Origin of the sequence: Pseudomonas sp. MN1F (genome assembly GCF_009391885.1) — a bacterium.
Classification (GTDB): domain Bacteria; phylum Pseudomonadota; class Gammaproteobacteria; order Pseudomonadales; family Pseudomonadaceae; genus Aquipseudomonas.
In genome coordinates this window covers 58,377-76,858 of the sequence record NZ_VZII01000023.1, presented here as the reverse complement: position 1 = coordinate 76,858, position 18,482 = coordinate 58,377, and the positions used below count along the sequence as shown (strand labels likewise).

Genomic DNA, 18,482 nt, shown 5'->3' with positions numbered 1-18,482 from the left:
GCCCGACCAAAGGAGCTAGTACCGGTGCCTTCCGCGTTTCGTTTTACCCCGCTGTTCATTGCGTTGACTGCAACGATCCCCTTCGCCGCCCAGGCAGATGAAGACAAGGCTGATGGCTTCATCGAAGGCTCGTCCTTCAACCTGCATTTGCGAAATGCCTACTTCAACCGCGACAACCACAACGCCGACGTCCGCGACACCCGCGAGTGGGGCCAGGGCGCGGTCGCCCGTTTCGAATCCGGCTACACCCCGGGCGTGGTCGGTTTCGGCCTCGACGCCCATGCCATGCTGGGCCTGAAGCTCGACGGCGGTGGCGGCCATGCCGGCACCAGCATCCTGCCCGAACACATCAAGGACAATGGCGAGCTGGGCGCCGCCCCGCACGCGTTCTCCACCGCCGGTGCAGCGGTCAAGCTCAAGGCCTTCGACACCGAGTTGAAAGCCGGTGACCTGTTCATCACCAACCCGGTGATCGCCGGCGGTGAAAGCCGCATGCTGCCGCAGACCTTCCGCGGCGTGAGCCTGACCAACCACAGCGTCGACGGCTTGCTGCTCGAAGGCGGCCAGGTCAGCTTCACCCACCCGTACAACCAGAGCGGCCACCGTCGTATCGACACCTACTACGGCGACATGGACGGCCAGACCAGCAAGCACCTGAACTGGGCCGGCGCGTCGTGGAGCGGCACCGAGAACATCACCAGCAACCTGTACGCGGCCGAGCTGAAGGACGTGTGGAACCAGTACTACGCTGACTTCGACTACACCTACGTGGTCAACGACCTGGTCAGCCTCAACCCGGGCGTGCACTTCTATCACACCCAGGACACCGGCCAGGCGCTGCTGGGCAAGATCGACAACAACACCTACAGCGTGCACTTCACGGTCAACGCCGGTTACCACAGCGTCACCGCCGCCTACCAGCGAGTCAACGGCAACACGCCGTTCGACTACATCAACCTGGGCGACAGCGTGTACCTGGACAACTCGCGCATGTACTCGGACTTCAACGCCCCGAACGAGCGTTCGTGGAAGCTGCAGTACGACTACAACTTCGCCGGGATCGGTATCCCGGGCCTGAGCACCTCGCTGTCGTACTCGCGCGGTGAGGCGGACCTGACCAAGGCCACCCAGGACACCAGCCACTACGACTACTACCGCGCCGATGGCAAGAACGCCATGCACTGGGAGCGGGACCTGGACATGAAGTATGTGTTCCAGGAAGGCGACCTGAAGGATCTGGCGGTGCAACTGCGCTATGCCACCCACCGTGGCAGCCAGGGCTATGCGTCGATCGACGACAACAGCGACAACGATGAACTGCGGGTGATCGTCGATTACCCACTGAACATCTTCTGACCTGAGACCGCTGGCGAGGGCTTCGCCCTCGTTTTGCCGGCGATGGGCTGCAAAGCAGCCCCTTGCTGATTTCCGTCGGACAAAACTTGTCCGACAATCCGCGCTTCCCTAGAATATCGCCCGCCGCAAATGGCCCTGCCTCAGCAGTAGCGCGCATGCCCACTCGATCACCGCGTTTCGCACTCTACAGGTCGCACCCCGAGCTGATCCTCAACCTGGGCAGTTGCCTTGCCGTGCTCGCCATCGTGACGATCGTCAGTTACCTGTTGGCCCGCGAACGCGACAGCGTCGAGCAGTCGGCCATTCGCTCGTCGAACAACATCGTTCAGTTGATCGAAAGCGACATCCTGCGCAATGTCGAACTCTACGACCAGTCGTTGAAGGGCCTGATCTGGGCAGTCAACCGCAAGGAGTTGCCAGAGATCGCCGGCCCCTTGCGCCAGCGCCTGCTGTTCAATGAAGCCTTCGTCGACCGCAAGCGCGGTGATGTGCTGTGGCTGGACAAGCAAGGCGACGTGGTCGGTGACTCCAACAACGCCGTGCCGCGCAAGGCCAACTTTGCCGATACCCGGGTGTTCCAGGCGCACCTGCAGGATCCGAACCTTGGCCTGCTGGTGGGGCCACCCTTCAAGGATCACTTGGGCGCCATGGGCTGGTGCATCAGCTTCAGCCGCCGTATCAACGGGCCACAGGGCGAATTTGCCGGCCTTGCAGCTGGCGCCCTGCGCCTGTCCTATTTCAGCGAGCTGTTCCGCCGCCTGGATATCGGCGACGAGAGCAGCATCAACCTGTTCAATGCCGACGGGCTGCTGCTCGCCCGCGAGCCTTCGCGCCCACATGACCCTGAGATTGGCGCGAACTACAGAGAACGGCCCAATTTCAAGCGCATACTCAGCGAGCACAGTGGCAGCTTCACCGCCCGTTCCGGCAGCACCCATTCCCTGCGCATGTACACCTTCGCCAGGGTCGCCGACCTGCCGCTGATCGTGCTGGTGGTGCACTCCGCGGACGAGGTGTTCCAGTCATGGCGGCGTACGGCAATTCTGGTAAGCGTCGCCACAGGCGGGTTGTGTATCGGCATTCTCTGGCTGACTTTGCTGCTGGGGCGCGAATTGCGCCGTCGCCACGAGGCCGAACAAGGCCTGGCGACGCTTGCCGCCACGGACAGCCTGACCGGCCTGGCCAATCGTCGCCGGCTGGATCAAGTGCTGCGACAGGAATGGTCACGCGCCCAGCGCAACCGCAAACCGTTGGCAGTGCTGATGGTGGATATCGATCATTTCAAGGCCTTCAACCAACGCCACGGCCACGCCGGTGGCGACCACGCGTTGCGCGAGGTGGCCAACACACTGCAACTGTGCATCCGCCGCCCTGCGGACCTGGCGGCACGTTACGGCGGTGAGGAGTTCCAGGTGATCTTGCCGGAAACCGGGCTGAGCGGCGCGCTGCTGCTGGCCGAAACTATCCGAGCGCGTGTCGAGGGGCTGGCGCCCTTTGGCGAAGATGCGCGCTCGGTTACCGTCAGCATTGGTGTCAGCGTCTTCACCCCGGGCACCCAGCAGGACCTGGCACAGGTGCTGGGTGCCGCGGATGAAGCGCTCTACCGGGCCAAGGCCAATGGCCGTAACCGGGTAGAGGGGCCACTCGATTAGGAGCGGGCGCGGGCAGCGTTACGCAGCGCCTTCACCTGATCATGATTGCGCTGTACACCCTGCAGTTGCTTTTCCACCAGCGCATAGCTCTGATCACTGGCGGCGCGGCCCAGCTTGACCAGTTTCTCGCGTGCTTCCTTGTAGGCCTTGAGGGCATGGTCTTCGCCGCGCTCGACCTCATTGAGCACTGCTTCCTCATCCTTGCCGGTGACCAGCGACTTGAGATTGACCCAGCCACGGTGCAGGTCGCCGCTGATGCTGGTGGAGGTTTCCGGGTCGCCGCCCAGGCGGCGCACCTCGCTCTGCAGCTCGGCTGCGGCACTGGCGCATTCACCGGCACGCTGAACGAAGAACGCCTTGAGCTCGGGGTTCTTCACATCATCGGCCGAGGCCTTGAAGCCCTTTTCGCCATCCTTGCTGTACTCGACCAGGTCGTTGAGCACGTCGATCACGTCTTTGTTGGGGTTGCTCATGGCACAAACTCCTTGGCAGGTGATAGTCACCTTTACAGGAGCAGCCTTCATGCCAAGCTGAGCCTTAAAAATAAAACTATATAAATCAGACAGTTAGCAATTTACCAAGGGAAGGTGGAAACGGCGTTATGCATGATTGCCGCTTGGGTGCTCGTGCAGATTGCAGTATCGTCGGCGCTCATTCACTGCCAGGCTTCGTCGATGAAACCGGAAATGCTCGAACTGCTGGTTACCCGCACCATGCCCTTTGGCAAATACCAAGGGCGGATCATTGCCGACCTGCCGGGGGACTACCTGGCCTGGTTCGCACGCAAGGGGTTTCCGGCGGGGGAGCTGGGTGGGTTGCTGGCGTTGATGCATGAAATCGACCATAACGGCTTGGGGGATCTGCTGGTGCCGTTGCGGCAGAAGCACTTGCGCTAGCCTGTCATGACCCATCGCGGCTAAAGCCGCACCTCAGGGTAAAACGCAAATCCCTGTAGGAGCGGCTTTAGCCGCGATGAGGCCGGCAATGCCAACACAAGGCTTTAACCTTTCACCGGCGCCACAGCCAACTCCACCTGCTCGCTCTTCTTGATCACTGCATACACCACGGCAGTCACCAGGCTCCCCGCGACAATCGCCAGCAGATACAACAATGCATGGTTGATCGCATTGGGGATCAGCAACACGAACAGCCCGCCATGCGGCGCCATCAGCTTGCAGCCGAAGTACATCGACAGCGCGCCGGTCAAGGCGCCACCGGCAATGCTCGCCGGGATCACCCGCAATGGGTCCTTGGCCGCGAACGGAATCGCCCCTTCGGAGATGAAACACAGCCCCAGCGCCAACGCCGCCTTGCCCGCCTCGCGCTCGCTCTGGGCGAACTTGCGCCGGGCGAGGAAGGTGGCGATGCCCAGGCCGATCGGCGGCACCATGCCGGCGGCCATGGTCGCCGCCATCGGCGCATAGCTGGAAGACGCCAGCAGCCCCACCGAGAAGGCATAGGCGGCCTTGTTGATCGGCCCGCCGAGGTCCACGCACATCATCCCGCCCAGCAGCAACCCGAGCAGGATGGCGTTGGTGGTGCCCATGCTGTCGAGGAAGTGCGTCAGCCCTTCGAGCATCGCCGCCACCGGCTGGCCGACCACGTAGATCATCACCAGGCCGGTGAACAGGCTAGCCAGCAGCGGGATGATCAGGATCGGCTTGAGCGCCTCCAGGCTGCTCGGCAAGCGTGCCCAGCGGGCAATGGCCTTGGCGCTGTAACCGGCGAGAAAGCCGGCGACGATGCCACCAATGAAGCCCGCGCCCAGGGTGCTGGCCAGCAGGCCGCCGATCATGCCTGGCGCCAGGCCCGGGCGGTCGGCGATGGACCAGGCGATGTAACCGGCAAGCAGCGGCACCATCAGCTTGAATGCCGCCTCGCCGCCGATCTGCATCAGCGCGGCCGGCAAGGTGCCCGGCTGCTTGTAGGCTTCGATGCCAAAGACGAACGACAGGGCGATCAGCAAACCACCGGCCACCACCATCGGCAGCATGAACGAAACACCGGTCAGCAAGTGCTTGTAGACGCCGGCTTTCTCAGCTTTGGCCGGAACCGCCGACGCTGCGTCCGCGCTGCTCTCGACCTTGGCCTCGGCCAGGGCTTTTTCCAGGGTCGCACGCGCCTGCTTGAGGGCGATACCGGTGCCGCAACGGTAGATGGGCTTGCCGGCAAAGCGTGCCGTCGGCACCTCGATGTCAGCAGCCAGCAGCACCACATCGGCATCGGCGATGGCCTGGGCCGACAGCGGGTTGCGCGCACCGACCGAGCCCTGGGTCTCGACGGTGAGCTGGTAATCCAGCTGCTGCGCCGCCTGTTGCAAGGCTTCGGCAGCCATGAAGGTATGCGCCACGCCCGTCGGGCAGGCGGTCACCGCAACAATCCGTACAGCCGCTGACGGCGCCGCGCTAATCGGTTGGGCGGCCAGCACTTCGGCCTTGCCCGCCGCCTCGTCGAGGAAGCCCTCACGGTCGGCCAGGGCCTGCGCCGGGGTGCTCTGGTACAAGCGCTTGCCGGCGAAGCGCGCGAGGTTCACCGGGCCGGTGCTGACCACCAGCACCCAATCGGCCTCGGCGATCTGCGCAGGCGTCAGCTGGCGTTCGGGATGTTCGGCATCCTGCACTTCGACACTGGTGCTCCAGCCGCGGCGCTGGGCGGCAGCCGCCAGCAGGCGAGCACTGAGCACGCTGGACACCTGCCCATTGGGGCAGGCGGTGACTATGGCGATGTTCATCGGCAACCCTCTTGTTGTTCTGTCAGTTGCACGGCGGCTTCCAGGCGCACCAGCTGCTCGCGGTCGCAGATGCCGAAGCCGACCTGGGTCACGGCTTGCGCAGCGATGGCGGTGGCGCGGCGCAAGGTCTGCTGCGGGCTTTCCGCTGCCAACAGGCCATGCACCATGCCGGCGACCAGCGAATCACCCGCGCCCACGGTGCTGGCTACCCGCACCTGCGGCGGCCGCGCCTGCAGCGCCTGGCCAGCGGCGAACCAGCTGACCCCCTGCTCGCCCGCCGACACCACCACATGCTCGACACCGCTGGCCAGCAGTTGCTCGGCAGCGGCACGCTGCTCGGCGGTGCTTTGCACAGCCAGGCCCAGCACTTCGCCCAGCTCTTCGGTATTGGGTTTGACCAGCCAGGGGGCCGTCTGAAGGCCAGCGCGCAATGCGTCGCCGCTGCTGTCGAGGGCCACCTTGAGCCCTTGTGCCTGCAACTGTTCGAGCAGTTGGCGGAACCACTCGGGGCTGATGCCACGCGGCAGGCTGCCCGCGACCACCACCACGTCGTGCCCGGGCGCCACCTGCTGCAAGCGGCGCAGCAGCTCGGTGCGGCCAGCTTCGTCGACTTCCGGCCCCAGGCCGTTGATGTCGGTGACCCGGCCATCGGCCTCGACCAGCTTGAGGTTGCTGCGGGTTTCACCCGCCACCCGCACAAAGCAGTCGGCAAACCTGCGGCGGGCAATCAGTGCTTCGAACGGTTGCAGGTTGTCGCGGCCCAGAAAGCCCCCGACAGTGACGCTGTGGCCCAGGTCGGCCAGCACCTGGGCCACGTTCAGGCCTTTGCCCGCAGCGTGGCTTTGCTGCGCGTGGGCACGGTTGACGTGACCTGGGCGCAAGGCGTCGAGGCTGACGGTGATGTCCAGCGCCGGGTTCAGGGTCAGGGTGAGAATCTTGGCCATCAGTAACGCTCCACCAGCGCGCGAACCGCCGCAGCGCTGTCCTGTTGCAAGGCCTCGCGCGCCAGGGCGCGGGCCGTTTGGTGATCAGCCTGGCGCACCAGGGCTTTGACTTCGGCAATGCTGCGGGCGGCCACACTCAGCTCGTCCACATCCAGGCCCAGCAGCACGGCCACCGCCTGCGAGTCGGCGGCCAGCTCACCGCACACGCCCACCCACTTGCCCTCGGCGTGGGCGGCGCGCACGGTCATGTCGATCAGGCTCAGCACCGCCGGGTGCAGGCCGTCGGCCTGGGCCGAAAGGCTCGGGTGGCCACGGTCGATGGCCAGGGTGTACTGGGTCAGGTCATTGGTACCGATACTGAAGAAGTCCACTTCACGGGCCAACTGCGGCGCCAGCAAGGCGGCGGATGGCACTTCGACCATGATCCCGACCTGCAGGTCGGCGACCGGGATTTCCAGGCGCAGGCGCTCGACCATGGCACGCGCTTCGCGCCATTCGTGAATTTGCCCGACCATGGGGAACATGATACGCAAAGGCCGCTGATCGGCGGCGCGCAGCAAAGCACGCAACTGGTCTTCCATGATCTGCGGACGTTGCAGTGTCAGGCGCACGCCGCGCACACCGAGGAACGGGTTTTCCTCGGCGTCGATCGGCCAGTACGGCAATGGCTTGTCGCCCCCCACATCAAGGGTGCGCACCACCAGCGGCCGGCCGCCGAGGCCGTCGAGCACACGGCGGTACTCCGCTTCCTGGGTGGCCACGTCGGGTGCCTGCGAGTGGGCCATGAAGATCAGCTCGGTGCGCAGCAGGCCAACGCCTTCGGCGCCCTGCTCCACCACCTTGTCGATGCCGCTGCTCTCGCCGATGTTGGCGCACACTTCGATGGCATGGCCATCGCGGGTCACCGCCGGCTCATGGCGCTTGGCCCAGGCGGCTTGCAAGCGTTGTTCGCGCTGGTCGCGCTCGGCCAGGGCGCGTTGCAGCTCGTCGGCGGGCGGTGCGATGCTGACCACACCGCGCTGGCCGTCGAGCAACAGCGGTGTGCCGGAATCAAGCAGCAGGATCGCCGGGCCCGCACCGACTACCGCCGGGATACCCAGGGCGCGGGCGACGATCGCGCTGTGCGCGGTGGCCCCCCCATAAGCCGTGACGATGCCGGCTACGCGGGCCGGGTCCAGGCGGGCGACATCGGAAGGGCCAACCTCGCCCATGACCAGCACATAGGGTTGCTCAGGCTCGGCCTGGGCCTGTACGCCGCACAACTGGGCCAGCACCCGGCGGCCAATGTCGCGCAGGTCGGCAGCGCGCTCGGCCAACAGGGCATCGTGCAGGGCTTCCTGCTGGCGAGCTGCGGCTTCGATCACTGCCATCCAGGCCGCCGCCGCACTTTCGCCTTGGGCCAGGCGGGTGTCGACCTCATCGCTCAGGGCCGGGTCCGCGAGCATTTCCTGGTGGGTGACGAAAATCTCGCCGATCGACTTGTCGCTGCGCTGCACCAGCGCCTGCAATTCGCCGTTCACGGCAGCCAGCGCGTCGCGCAGCTTCAAACGCTCCTGGGCGGGCGACTCGCCGCGCAGTGGGTAGTCGATGTCGCGCTCGACGCAGACATGCGCCGGCCCGCTGGCAATACCGGGGGATGCACTGACGCCCTGGATGCGGCTGCCCGCAGCAGGCGCCTGAAGTGTTGCAGCGGCGTTGGCAACGCATGTTGTGGTGGTTTGCACCAGCGGCTCGACTTCCTCGCCCAGGCCTTGCGCGATGGCTGCCAGCAGCACGGGCAAGGCATCGCCGGCAATCGACGGTTCGGCGCTCAGCTCAAGTTCCTGGCCACGGCGGGCGCCCAGGCTGAGCAGCTTGCTCAGGCTCTTGATCGACACCGCCGGCTGCGCGCTGTCGAGCACACGCACACGGATTTCGCCCTCGAAGCCCTTGGCCAGTTGCGCCAGGACCTTCGCCGGGCGGGCGTGCAGCCCATGCGCGTTGGCCAGCACGATCCGCGCACAGGGCCAGTCAGCCGGTGCCTCACCGCCCAGCACCTCGAGTACCGCGCGGCTGCTGGTGGCCTGGTAGAGCGTTTGCCCACGGCCTTCGATCAGCACCTCGCACAGGCGTTCGAGCAGGGCCTGGTGGGCCGCGCCAAGGCTGGCCAGGCAGAACAGGCCATTGAGCGGCTGGTCGCGATAACGCAGGGGCTGCTGCGGGGTAATGAAGGCAAGGCCCGGTTGGCGCACCTGACGCTCGCTGTGCAGCCACCACAGGCCCTCGCCCAGTGGCAAGGGGTCGGCCTGTTGCAGCACGGCAGCGAAGCCGCTGTCGACACAACCGGCGCGCTGCAACAGACGCGCACCCCGCCAGGCCAGCTCGTCGAAATCTTCAGCCGCCAGGTTCAGGCCGACCAGCTGCGCGTCCAGCGCCAGTTCCTGCGGCGCACCTTGCAGCAACTTGAGCAACGCCTCGGCAGAGCTGGCCCGGCGCAATGCCTCGGCCAGGTCGGTTTCACCGAGGGCGCGGGTCAGCAGCTGGAGCAGGCGCAGGTGTTCATCGGAACGGGCGGCGATACCGATGGCCAGGTAGACGATCTGGCCATCACCCCAGTCCACGCCTTCGGGGAACTGCAGCAGGCGCACGCCCGTGGCGAACACCAGCTCGCGGGTCTGCGGGGTGCCATGTGGGATGGCGATGCCCTGGCCAAGAAACGTCGAGCCTTGCGCTTCGCGCGCCATCAGGCCGTCGAGATAACCGTCGGCAACCAGGCCGTCGGTAACCAGCTGATCCGCCAGCAGGCGCAACGCCCCGGCCTTGTCGGCGGCCGTCTGGCCCATGGCTATCTGCTCTTTGGCGAGCTCGAGCATGACCTTCTCCTTTTGCAGCCCCGGCTTGGTTTTGATGCCGGGTACTGAGGTATTGTTGTGATATTCACAGAATCAGCCAGTTCGACAGCCTTGCACGGCCGGCAGTCGAGGCAGAAAAATTAATGGCTGAAACGTTTAATCTGACCAAGTGGCCACGTTACTCGATAATCTTCCGAGGCAAAAGCCCCATCCTGTCGGACAATTGCGACAATGGTCGCCTGCGCGTGGCGGCCAACCCGGGTCAAACTACCCGGTCCTGGTTCCGTAGCCAGTCCCGGTAATAACAAGGAAAATTCGGTGAAACTCAGCGATATCGCCCGTCTGGCCGGTGTGTCAGTGACCACTGCCAGTTATGTCATCAATGGCAAGGCCGAACAGCAGCGCATCAGCAACAGCACTGTCGAGCGGGTGCGCGCGGTGGTCGAAGCCCATGGCTTCACCCCCAACCCGCAAGCAGCCGGCCTGCGCAGCCGGCACACCCGTACCTTGGGCTTCATTCTCCCGGATCTGGAGAACCCCAGCTATGCCCGCATCGCCAAGCAGCTGGAGCAAGGCGCCCGCGCCCGTGGCTACCAGTTGCTGATTGCCAGCAGCGACGACCAGCCCGACAGTGAGCGCCAGTTGCAACAGCTGTTCCGTGCCCGCCGTTGCGATGCCCTGTTCGTCGCCAGCTGCCTGCCGCCGGAAGACGACAGCTACCGTGAGCTGCAGGACAAAGGCCTGCCGGTGATCGCCATCGACCGGCGCCTGGACCCGGCACACTTCTGTTCGGTGATCAGCGACGACCGCGACGCCAGCCGCCAGCTGGCCGAGAGCCTGCTGGCCACCGCGCCGAAAAGCATCGCACTGATCGGTGCCCGCCCGGAGCTGTCGGTCAGCCAGGCCCGCGCCGGTGGTTTCGACGAAGCCATGCAAGGTTTTACCGGTGTGGTGCGCCGCTACCAGGGCGAGGGCTTCAGCCGTGAATGCGGGCAACGCCTGATGCAGCAACTGATCGACGAACAAGGCGGCCTGCCGGATGCCCTGGTGACCACCTCCTACGTGCTGCTGCAAGGGGTGTTCGATACCTTGCAGGCGCGCCCGGCCGATTCGCGCCAGCTGCACCTGGGTACCTTCGGTGACAACCAGCTGCTCGATTTCCTGCCACTGCCGGTCAACGCCATGGCCCAGCAGCACGGCCTGATCGCTGCCACTGCGCTGGAACTGGCCCTGGCCGCCATCGAGGAAAAGCGCTACGAGCCCGGTGTGCACGCCATTGGCCGGACCTTCAAGCAACGCATCAGCGCGGCCTGAGCATGCGCCTGATCGACACCCATACCCACCTGGACTTCCCCGACTTCGACGCCGACCGCCCGCGCCTGCTGGCCAACGCGGCGGCCCGCGGGGTGGAGCGCATGGTGGTGCTGGGGGTGTACCAGGCGAATTTCCAGCGGGTGTGGGACCTGGCCTGCGCCGAAGGCAGCGTGCATGCGGCGCTGGGGCTGCACCCGGTCTACCTGGAGCAGCACCAGCCGGAACACCTGACGCAAATGCGCGAATGGCTTGAGCGCCTGCAGGGCGACCCTCGGCTGTGCGCGGTTGGCGAATTCGGCCTGGACTACTACCTCGAAGCGCTGGACAAAGTACGCCAACAGGCGCTGTTTGAAGCCCAGCTGCAGATGGCCTGCGACTTCGCGCTGCCTGCCCTGTTGCATGTGCGCCGCAGCCACGCCCAGGTGATTGCCACGCTCAAGCGCTACAAGCCGGCGCGGGCGGGGGTGATCCATGCCTTTGCCGGCAGTTACGAAGAGGCGCGCGAGTACATCAAGCTGGGCTTCCGGCTCGGCCTGGGCGGTGCAGCGACCTGGCCACAGGCGTTGCGCCTGCGCAAGACCGTGGCGCGCCTGCCGCTGGAAAGCATCGTGCTGGAGACCGATTCGCCAGACATGGCCCCGGCGATGTATGCCGGCGAGCGCAACAGCCCGGAGCACCTGCCGGAGATTGCCCAAGCGCTGGCCGAACTGATGGGCATCGAGGCTGAGGTACTGGCTGAGGCCAGCAGCCGCAATGCCTGTGAGCTTTTTGGCTGGTAGTACCGGCCTTAGACCCTGAACGCCCCGATCAGTCGCTTCAACTCCACCACCTGCATCGACAACGCCCGGCTGGCATCCTCGGTCTGGCGAGCGCCTTGGGTGGTATCCTGCGCCGCCCGGTTGATCGCGACGATGTTACGGTCGATGTCATGGGCCACTGCCGTCTGCTGCTCCACCGCCGCGGCAATCTGCTGGTTCTGCTCGACGATGCCCCCCACCGCCCCGAGGATATTGCCCAGCGCCTGCTGCACCTGGCGCGCTTCATCGACAGTGCCCGCTGCCATCTGATGGCTGCTGCCCATCGCCCGCACCGCCTGCTCCACGCCGTCGCGCAGGCGCTGGATCATCTGCGCAATCTGTGCGGTGGAATCCTGGGTACGCCGGGCCAGGGTACGCACTTCATCGGCCACCACGGCAAACCCTCGTCCCTGCTCACCGGCCCGCGCCGCTTCAATGGCCGCATTCAACGCCAGTAGATTGGTCTGCTCGGCAATGCTGCGAATCACCTCCAGCACCTGGCCGATGGCCTGGCTGTCATCGGCCAGCCGGTTGATCGCCAGTACGGTCTGGTCGATTTCCTCGGCGAGGCGACCGATGCTGTGTTGCTGGCTGGCCACCAAGGTACGGCTGTTGGCGCTTTCCAGGTTGACCTGCTGCGCGCCGTTGGCCGCCAGTGCGGCACTGCGCGCCACCTCCTGCGCGGTGGCGCTCATCTGGTTCATCGCCGTGGCCACCTGTTCGATCTGTTCACGCTGGCCACTGACCGCCTGATTGCTCCGCGCCGACACCGCCAGCACCTGCCCGGCCTGCTCTTCGACGGTTACCACAGTGTGCCCGACCTGGTCGATCAGGCTGCGAATACGCCGTACGGTTTCGCTGAAGCCCTGGCCCAGTTCCCCCAGTTCATCACGGCTATGCGCCTGGAAGCTGACTGTCATGTCACCGGCGGCCACTTTGGCCATGGCACCGCCCAGCCGGCGCAAGGTTGACCGGGTCGAGACATAGAAGCCGCCGTACAGGTAGAGGATCAGCACGAAGACACTGGCCAGCAGCGTGCCCAGGGCGAGCATGCGCAGGCGCTGCTCGGCCAGGCGCTCCTGCAACTGCCCCTGCAGGTGCGCAAGCACGGCGTCGTTGAAGCGATAGGTCTGCGCCATCAGGTCGCTGACCTGCTGATAGAACGCCGGCCAAGGGGCATCGAGCGTTTCGGCAACCACCACCTGCTCCTCGAACAACGACGCGGCCTGCCTGAGCGTCGCCTGGCTGGTCGCTGCCGCGCCCGTGAGGCTGGCCTTGGCAGCCCGGTCCGTGGCCAGGGCATCGTCCAACCGCAGGGCATAATCGGCACCCAGGCGATCGAGGCGTTGCAGCAGGTCTTCGAAACGGGCACTGCCCGAGGAGTCGATGAACCCTCGCCCCAGGGCCACGGCGCCCATGGCCCGGCCCTCACCCAGGGCCTGGGTAACCTGCGCCGTGGCAACCCCTAGCAGTTCGCTCAACTGCCGCACCGAAGCCTGGCTGTCCTGGCTCAGGCCGGACTGGCTGACCACCTGCTTGCCGAGTATCTGGGCCTGGGCCAGCAGCTTGTCGAACAATGCGGCCTTGTTCTGCAACGACGATTCCGCGCGCGCACTGGCAAATGCGCTGGCCAGTTCCTCAAGTTTGCCTTGGGGTACTGCTTCATCCCCTTGCAGGGTGCGCAACTGCGCCTGGACCTTGTCCTGCAACGCAGCGATACGCGCCTCCACGTCCCCGGCCTGGCCCGACTGGCCGAGCACGGCATTGATCTGCAACAGGTTGCCAAGCGCCTCAAGATCGGCGCGCAAGACCAGGCTGTCCGCCAGCGGAGCAATGCCCTGCAACTCGGCGCGGGTGGCATGGAACTGCTGATAGGCATCGCGCACCAGATAAAAGCTGGTGGCCAGCATGGGCAGGAAGAACAGGACGCTGATGAGGCTGAACTTCTGACCGAAGCTCAGCCGATTCATCAATGCGATGGCCGGGTAGAGCAGACGCTTCACGGGCACCTCCATGGATTCTTGTTGTTCTGCAGAGATAGCACTAGGCCACTTGTATAACGCAGATCGAATCGGAGGTTTGTAACTTAAGGTTAACCGCTGCCCGCCAAGCTACTCACACCAGGACTGTCCACAGGGCGAACCCTGCATACCACAACACCGCACAGCGCAGCAGCAGCTCCCACAGGCTGTCCAGCCGCCCGAGCCCGCGTTGTGGGTCTTCTTCTTCGGGAATGTCATCGGCAATGCGCCCGACCCTGGCCACCAGGTGCCCGGCGCTGATGTGCCAGTTGAGCAGCTCGTGCAGCATCACCCGCATCACCGCAACGAAATTGCCGACCAGCGCGAAGCTCAGGGCGAGCATGCGCACCGGCAGCCAGTCCATGATATGCCGCAGCTGTTCGGCACGGGCCTTGAGCGCAGGCTGGCGGCTATGCTCGCCCGTCAGCGCCAGCAGGCGGTAGGCCAGCGCCGCGCCTGGGCCAAGCAGGAAGTACCAGAAGATCACCGCGAAGAAGCTCTGGTAGGCTTGCCACAACAAGTAACCCTGCACCCGTACCAGCAGGCTGTGTGGCTCGTCGGCCGCCAGGCCCAGGTCGCGTTCGGCCACATGCAATGCAGCCTGGTCGTCGCCGCGCCGCCAGGCATCGCGAAATGGCCCGAGGGAACCCTTGGCATCGCCGCGCCCCAAGCTGTAGATCAACACCAGCAAGTGCACCGGCAAGGCCAGCAAACCGTAGGCCACCGGGTCCAGCACGTGCAGCAACAGCACCAGTACCGCCACCGGTGCCAGGACCAGGATCGCCAGCGTCCACCAGGGGTGCACTTTACCGCTGCGTTCCAGGCGCACCAGCTCGCCCAGGAAGAAACCGTCCCGTTGTACCTGATGGCGCAGCGCAGAAAACTTCTCTACCCACAGCGCCAGTAACAGCACCAGAAAACTCATGCGTTGTCCTCGTTGTCCTGCACCGCCTTGCGGTAACGCGCCCAGTCGAACGCCGGGCCGGGGTCGGTCTTGCGCACCGGGGCAATGTCGCTGTGGCCCTGGATGCGCTCAAGGTCGATCAGCGGCCAGGCGGCCTGGATCTGCCGGGTCAGTTGCTTCAGCACGGCGTACTGGGCATCGGTATAGGGCAGATCGTCGGTACCTTCCAGTTCGATGCCGATGGAAAAGTCGTTGCAGCCTTCACGCCCGTCGAAACTCGACACGCCGGCATGCCAGGCACGGTCGAGCAGCGACACGAACTGGGTCACCGCACCGTCACGCTCGACGAACAGGTGCGCCGAGACAGTCAGGTGGCTGATGCTGGCAAAGTAAGGGTGTTCGTTCGGGTCCAGGCGGTTCTGGAAGAACTGCTGCACCTTGCCGCTGCCGAAGCAGGCCGGCGGCAGGCTGATGTTGTGGATCACCAGCAGGGAAATCGCTTCACCCTGCGGGCGGGCGTTGAAGTTCGGCGAAAGGCAGTGGGTGATTCCGTTTCCGTGGAACCAGCCAGTGGCACGGTCCAATTGCATGGGGCAGATCCTGAAAAGCACCGGTACAGAGCTGCAGTATGCCCTGCGCGCGGGCCGCAGTGCATGTGAATGATTGTAATGCCGGTGGCTCAACGCACCTGTTGCTGGCGCAGGCCTTCAAGCACGGTTTCCAGTGCCCGCTCGAACAGCAGGCCATCATCCAGCAACCGCGCCTCGCCTCGGCGCAGGGCCTGCGCCAGGCCGACCGTGTTCCATTCGCGCACCTTCATCCCGGTGCGGTTGGCGAAGACCAGCCGATCGCTGCTGTCGATGCGCGCCACCAGCTTGCAGCGCAGTGGCTCGTCGTCATCGAGCATTTCCACCCAGCTACCGATCCGCAGGCGCTGCACCAGGCGCAGCTCTGCCGCTTGCTCATCGAGTTGAAGCAGCGGCACGCAGGCGGACTCGTCGGCAATGGCCAGCACGATATCGTCGGCCACCAGCACTTCAGCCAATTCACCGCTGCCAGCTGGCTGTTCGGCCCCCGCACACGCGCGCAAGTGCAGCTGCTCCAGCTGCTGGAAGAACTCGCGGGTGGCCGCCGAGTCCAGCGCCACGCTGGCCAGGCCCTCACGCAGGGCCTTGAGCAAGCCTGGCACCTGTTGCAGCAACACCTGCGGTTGTTGATGCGGGGCAATGCTGGAGAGCAAGGCATCCATGGTCGCCAGTGCCTGCTGCCAGGCTGGGGATGCCTCGCCCTGCTTGAGCCAGGCCATCAGCAGCACCTGGCTCCAGGCCCGCACGAGCAAGTGCACCACCGCCTGCGGCAAGGTGCGCCCACGTAGACGCTGATTGAGCGCCTGCTGCACCTGTTGCCGGGCCTGCAGCGCACGGGCGCGCCCTTCTTCGGCATCACGCGTGCGCTGCTCCAGCAGCTCGTTGCGCCGGCGCTCGTCCAGGCTGAAGGCGAGAAAATCCTCCAGCAGCTCGGCGAACAGCGTGGTGTCTTCGGTGAAATCATTGAGCAGGCGCTGGACGATGCGCTCCACGCGCAGGTGCAGGCTGTCGCGCAGGCCTTCGCTGCCGGTTTCCCAGCCGATCGCGGCAGCGGCGATCTCGTTGAGCAGGCGCCGGGCCGGGTGGCTGGCACGGCTGAACAGGCTTTTGTCCAGCAGCGCCACCTTGAGCAGCGGAATGTGCAGGCGAACGATCAGTGCGCGCAGGCTCAGCGGCAGGTTGTCGTCGGCGGCGATGCAGGCGAACAGCAGGCCGACCAGGTTGATCATGTCCTCGTCGGCGCAGGCGATGCGCCGGCGCGTTCCACTGCGCACGCTGACCCGCAGCAGCAGCTGTTCAAGCTGCTGGTCCAGGTCGAAGTCATCATCGTCGATCGTGGCCGGCACGTAGTGCTGCAGGTGCGAAAGCAGGCGCAGCAGGTCGGCAGTGCTGATCGGCTGGGCGGCGGCAGCGGCATGCAGGCGCGGTGCGACACGGCCCCTGCATGGCGCCAGCAGGCCTTCCAGCGAGCGCATGAAGGCATGCCCGGCACTGCCTGCGCCCATGGCATCGGACTCGAGGTTGGCCGACACGCGTCGCGCACTCAGGCGGCGGTCCTCGGCACGCCGCCTAGGCGCGGGTTGAAGTTCGGGCAGCACCCCCGCAGCGGCCAGCAACTGGTTGGCATCAACATACAGCACGTCGATGTCACGCAGCACATAGCGCTCGAACAGTTTCAGCAGGATCAGCTTGACCCGCAGGCCCACGCCGAGGTTGCGCCCGGCATCGAGGAAGTAACCACACAGCGCAGCCGGCCCGAACGGGTTCTGCTGTTCGTCGAAGCTGCGCGCGAGCAGGCATTGCAAGCGCAGGCCCAATTGCTCAAGGGCGACGCCATCGCGCGACAGCACCCGGGCGACCATGCCGTCGACGGCGGCGGTACGCTCCATTTGCCCTTTGTTTTTCGCCCCCATCTGGCCCAGCGGGTCGAACTGGCCGATGCGGGCGAAGGTGTCGTAGAAGATGTCGAGAAAGCCGCGCTCGATGTGCTTTCGCTTCAGGCGCAGGTCGCGCATGGCCTCGAAGTACAGGTTCTGATCGAAGCGGTCAGCCGCCCGGTCGGCCATTTCGAACAGCGTATCGTCGGCATTGTCGAACAGCGCCTGCAGGCCCTGACGCAATTGCAGGGCGGCCTTGTCACGGACCTGCAGGAGCAACACCGGAAGGCAAGGCAAAGGCGTACGTGCGCCCCGATCGATGGCGGCCGCCAAGGGCACCACCTTGCCTTCTTTATGCATCCCGGACTCCTTGCTGGGTGACGTATTCGATACGGCGAGTAATCGTCAAAGCTATGACGCCAAATGTTGGGCGCCATTATCGGTAAAAATGCCGACAGCTGCCAGCACTCTTCACTGGCTGACGAGTGACCGCGCTTTCAGGCAAAAGCTCATCCGGCCTGACCAAAGGTCGCCTGCAAGGCAGCTGTACACGGCGCCGCCCCCCTGCCCTATAATCGCCGGCATCTAGCTTGTGGAGCCGACCATGCCGAACCTACGCCTTGCCGACCTGACCGCCGAGATCGAAGCCAATGTGCGCCGCGCACTGCTGGAGGACATCGGCAGTGGCGACATCACCGCGCAGTTGATCCCGGCCGAGCGCCTGGCCAAGGCCACCATCATCACCCGCGAAGACTGCGTGATCGCCGGCACTGCCTGGGTCGATGCCGTGTTCCGTCAGCTCGACCCGCGCGTGGCCGTGCACTGGCAGGTGGCCGATGGCGAGCGCGCCACCGCCAATCAGCCGCTGTTCCACCTCGAAGGCCCCGCGCGTTCGCTGCTCAGCGGTGAGCGCAGCGCACTGAACTTCCTGCAGATGCTGTCGGGTGTGGCCACCCGTGCGCGGTTCCTCGCCGACCTGGTCGAAGGCACCCAGGTGCAGCTGCTCGACACCCGCAAAACCCTGCCGGGGCTGCGCCTGGCGCAGAAGTACGCAGTCACCTGCGGCGGTTGCCACAACCACCGCATCGGCCTGTATGACGCCTTCCTGATCAAGGAAAACCACATTGCCGCCAGCGGTGGCGTGGCCGAAGCCGTGGCGGCGGCGCACCGCATCGCCCCCGGCAAGCCGGTGGAAATCGAAGTGGAAAGCCTGGATGAACTGCGCCAGGCGCTGAATGCTGGCGCGGACATCATCATGCTCGACGAACTGACCCTGGATGAGATGCGCGAAGCAGTGCGTATCACTGCGGGCAAGGCCAAGCTGGAAGCCAGTGGCGGGGTCAACGAAACCACCCTGCGAGTGATTGCCGAGACAGGCGTCGACTACATCTCGATTGGCGCCATGACCAAGGATGTGAAAGCGGTGGACCTGTCGATGCGACTTAGCCTGTGAGCGAATCGCAGGCAT

General features: G+C 65.2%; 14 protein-coding genes and 1 pseudogene. 6 read left to right on the top strand and 9 right to left on the bottom strand.

Translation table 11 applies throughout. The features are described from left to right. Positions 1-24: 24 nt before the first annotated feature. Positions 25-1,356 (top strand): OprD family porin, encoded by a 1,332-nt coding sequence (locus F6X59_RS13120; protein WP_372240375.1) that lies wholly within the window; start codon positions 25-27, stop codon positions 1,354-1,356. Between the two features lie 155 nt (positions 1,357-1,511). Continuing rightward, positions 1,512-3,008 (top strand): GGDEF domain-containing protein, encoded by a 1,497-nt coding sequence (locus F6X59_RS13115; protein WP_152956595.1) that lies wholly within the window; start codon positions 1,512-1,514, stop codon positions 3,006-3,008. On the opposite strand, the gene F6X59_RS13110 is transcribed toward F6X59_RS13115, so the two are convergent. Beyond that, the gene (locus F6X59_RS13110; protein ID WP_152956594.1) at positions 3,005-3,481 is read right to left on the bottom strand and encodes a PA2169 family four-helix-bundle protein; all 477 of its coding nucleotides are present in this window, start codon (positions 3,479-3,481) and stop codon (positions 3,005-3,007) included. The genes F6X59_RS13115 and F6X59_RS13110 overlap by 4 nt on opposite strands. Positions 3,482-3,682: 201 nt before the next feature. Between F6X59_RS13110 and F6X59_RS13105 the strand changes: the two genes are divergently transcribed. Continuing rightward, on the top strand, positions 3,683-3,904 hold the full coding sequence (locus tag F6X59_RS13105) for a DUF3820 family protein (RefSeq protein ID WP_152956613.1): 222 nt from the start codon (positions 3,683-3,685) through the stop codon (positions 3,902-3,904). A 104-nt stretch (positions 3,905-4,008) separates the two neighbouring features. Here F6X59_RS13105 and F6X59_RS13100 read toward each other — a convergent pair whose 3' ends face one another. From F6X59_RS13100 to ptsP, 3 genes are read right to left on the bottom strand one after another with little or no spacing between them, the layout of a single operon-like run. Beyond that, positions 4,009-5,739, bottom strand: coding sequence for a PTS fructose-like transporter subunit IIB (locus F6X59_RS13100; protein WP_152956593.1), 1,731 nt, complete (start codon positions 5,737-5,739; stop codon positions 4,009-4,011). Then, positions 5,736-6,683, bottom strand: coding sequence for a 1-phosphofructokinase (gene pfkB, locus F6X59_RS13095; protein WP_152956592.1), 948 nt, complete (start codon positions 6,681-6,683; stop codon positions 5,736-5,738). Before pfkB ends, F6X59_RS13100 begins: the two co-directional genes overlap by 4 nt. Next, a complete protein-coding gene (gene ptsP / locus F6X59_RS13090; RefSeq protein ID WP_152956591.1) occupies positions 6,683-9,535 on the bottom strand; it encodes a phosphoenolpyruvate--protein phosphotransferase in 2,853 nt (950 codons plus the stop codon). Before ptsP ends, pfkB begins: the two co-directional genes overlap by 1 nt. 297 nt (positions 9,536-9,832) lie before the next feature. Here ptsP and cra point away from each other — a divergent pair, with 297 nt between their 5' ends. Next, positions 9,833-10,828, top strand: coding sequence for a catabolite repressor/activator (gene cra, locus F6X59_RS13085; RefSeq protein WP_372240374.1), 996 nt, complete (start codon positions 9,833-9,835; stop codon positions 10,826-10,828). A 2-nt stretch (positions 10,829-10,830) separates the two neighbouring features. Next, entirely contained in the window at positions 10,831-11,607 is a 777-nt protein-coding gene (locus F6X59_RS13080; protein ID WP_152956590.1) for a TatD family hydrolase, read from the top strand. Positions 11,608-11,615: 8 nt separating this feature from the next. On the opposite strand, the gene F6X59_RS28965 is transcribed toward F6X59_RS13080, so the two are convergent. From F6X59_RS28965 to F6X59_RS13060, 5 genes and pseudogenes are all read right to left on the bottom strand, one after another. Beyond that, positions 11,616-12,320, bottom strand: a complete 705-nt coding sequence (locus F6X59_RS28965; RefSeq protein ID WP_372240378.1) for a methyl-accepting chemotaxis protein — start codon at positions 12,318-12,320, stop codon at positions 11,616-11,618. A 153-nt stretch (positions 12,321-12,473) separates the two neighbouring features. Beyond that, a pseudogene (locus F6X59_RS28960) lies at positions 12,474-12,677 on the bottom strand (HAMP domain-containing protein); the annotation flags it as partial. A 1,063-nt stretch (positions 12,678-13,740) separates the two neighbouring features. After that, positions 13,741-14,571: a regulatory signaling modulator protein AmpE gene (ampE, locus tag F6X59_RS13070; protein ID WP_152956588.1), complete on the bottom strand. Its 831-nt coding sequence runs from the start codon at positions 14,569-14,571 to the stop codon at positions 13,741-13,743. Further along, the gene (gene ampD / locus F6X59_RS13065) at positions 14,568-15,140 is read right to left on the bottom strand and encodes a 1,6-anhydro-N-acetylmuramyl-L-alanine amidase AmpD (protein WP_152956587.1); all 573 of its coding nucleotides are present in this window, start codon (positions 15,138-15,140) and stop codon (positions 14,568-14,570) included. The genes ampE and ampD overlap by 4 nt, the downstream gene beginning before the upstream one ends. Positions 15,141-15,229: 89 nt before the next feature. After that, positions 15,230-17,374 carry a DUF1631 domain-containing protein gene (locus F6X59_RS13060; protein WP_152956586.1) on the bottom strand — a complete coding sequence of 715 codons (2,145 nt, stop codon included), beginning with the start codon at positions 17,372-17,374 and terminating at the stop codon, positions 15,230-15,232. 244 nt (positions 17,375-17,618) lie between these two features. Here F6X59_RS13060 and nadC point away from each other — a divergent pair, with 244 nt between their 5' ends. Further along, on the top strand, positions 17,619-18,467 hold the full coding sequence (gene nadC, locus F6X59_RS13055) for a carboxylating nicotinate-nucleotide diphosphorylase (protein WP_152956585.1): 849 nt from the start codon (positions 17,619-17,621) through the stop codon (positions 18,465-18,467). Positions 18,468-18,482: the final 15 nt, after the last annotated feature.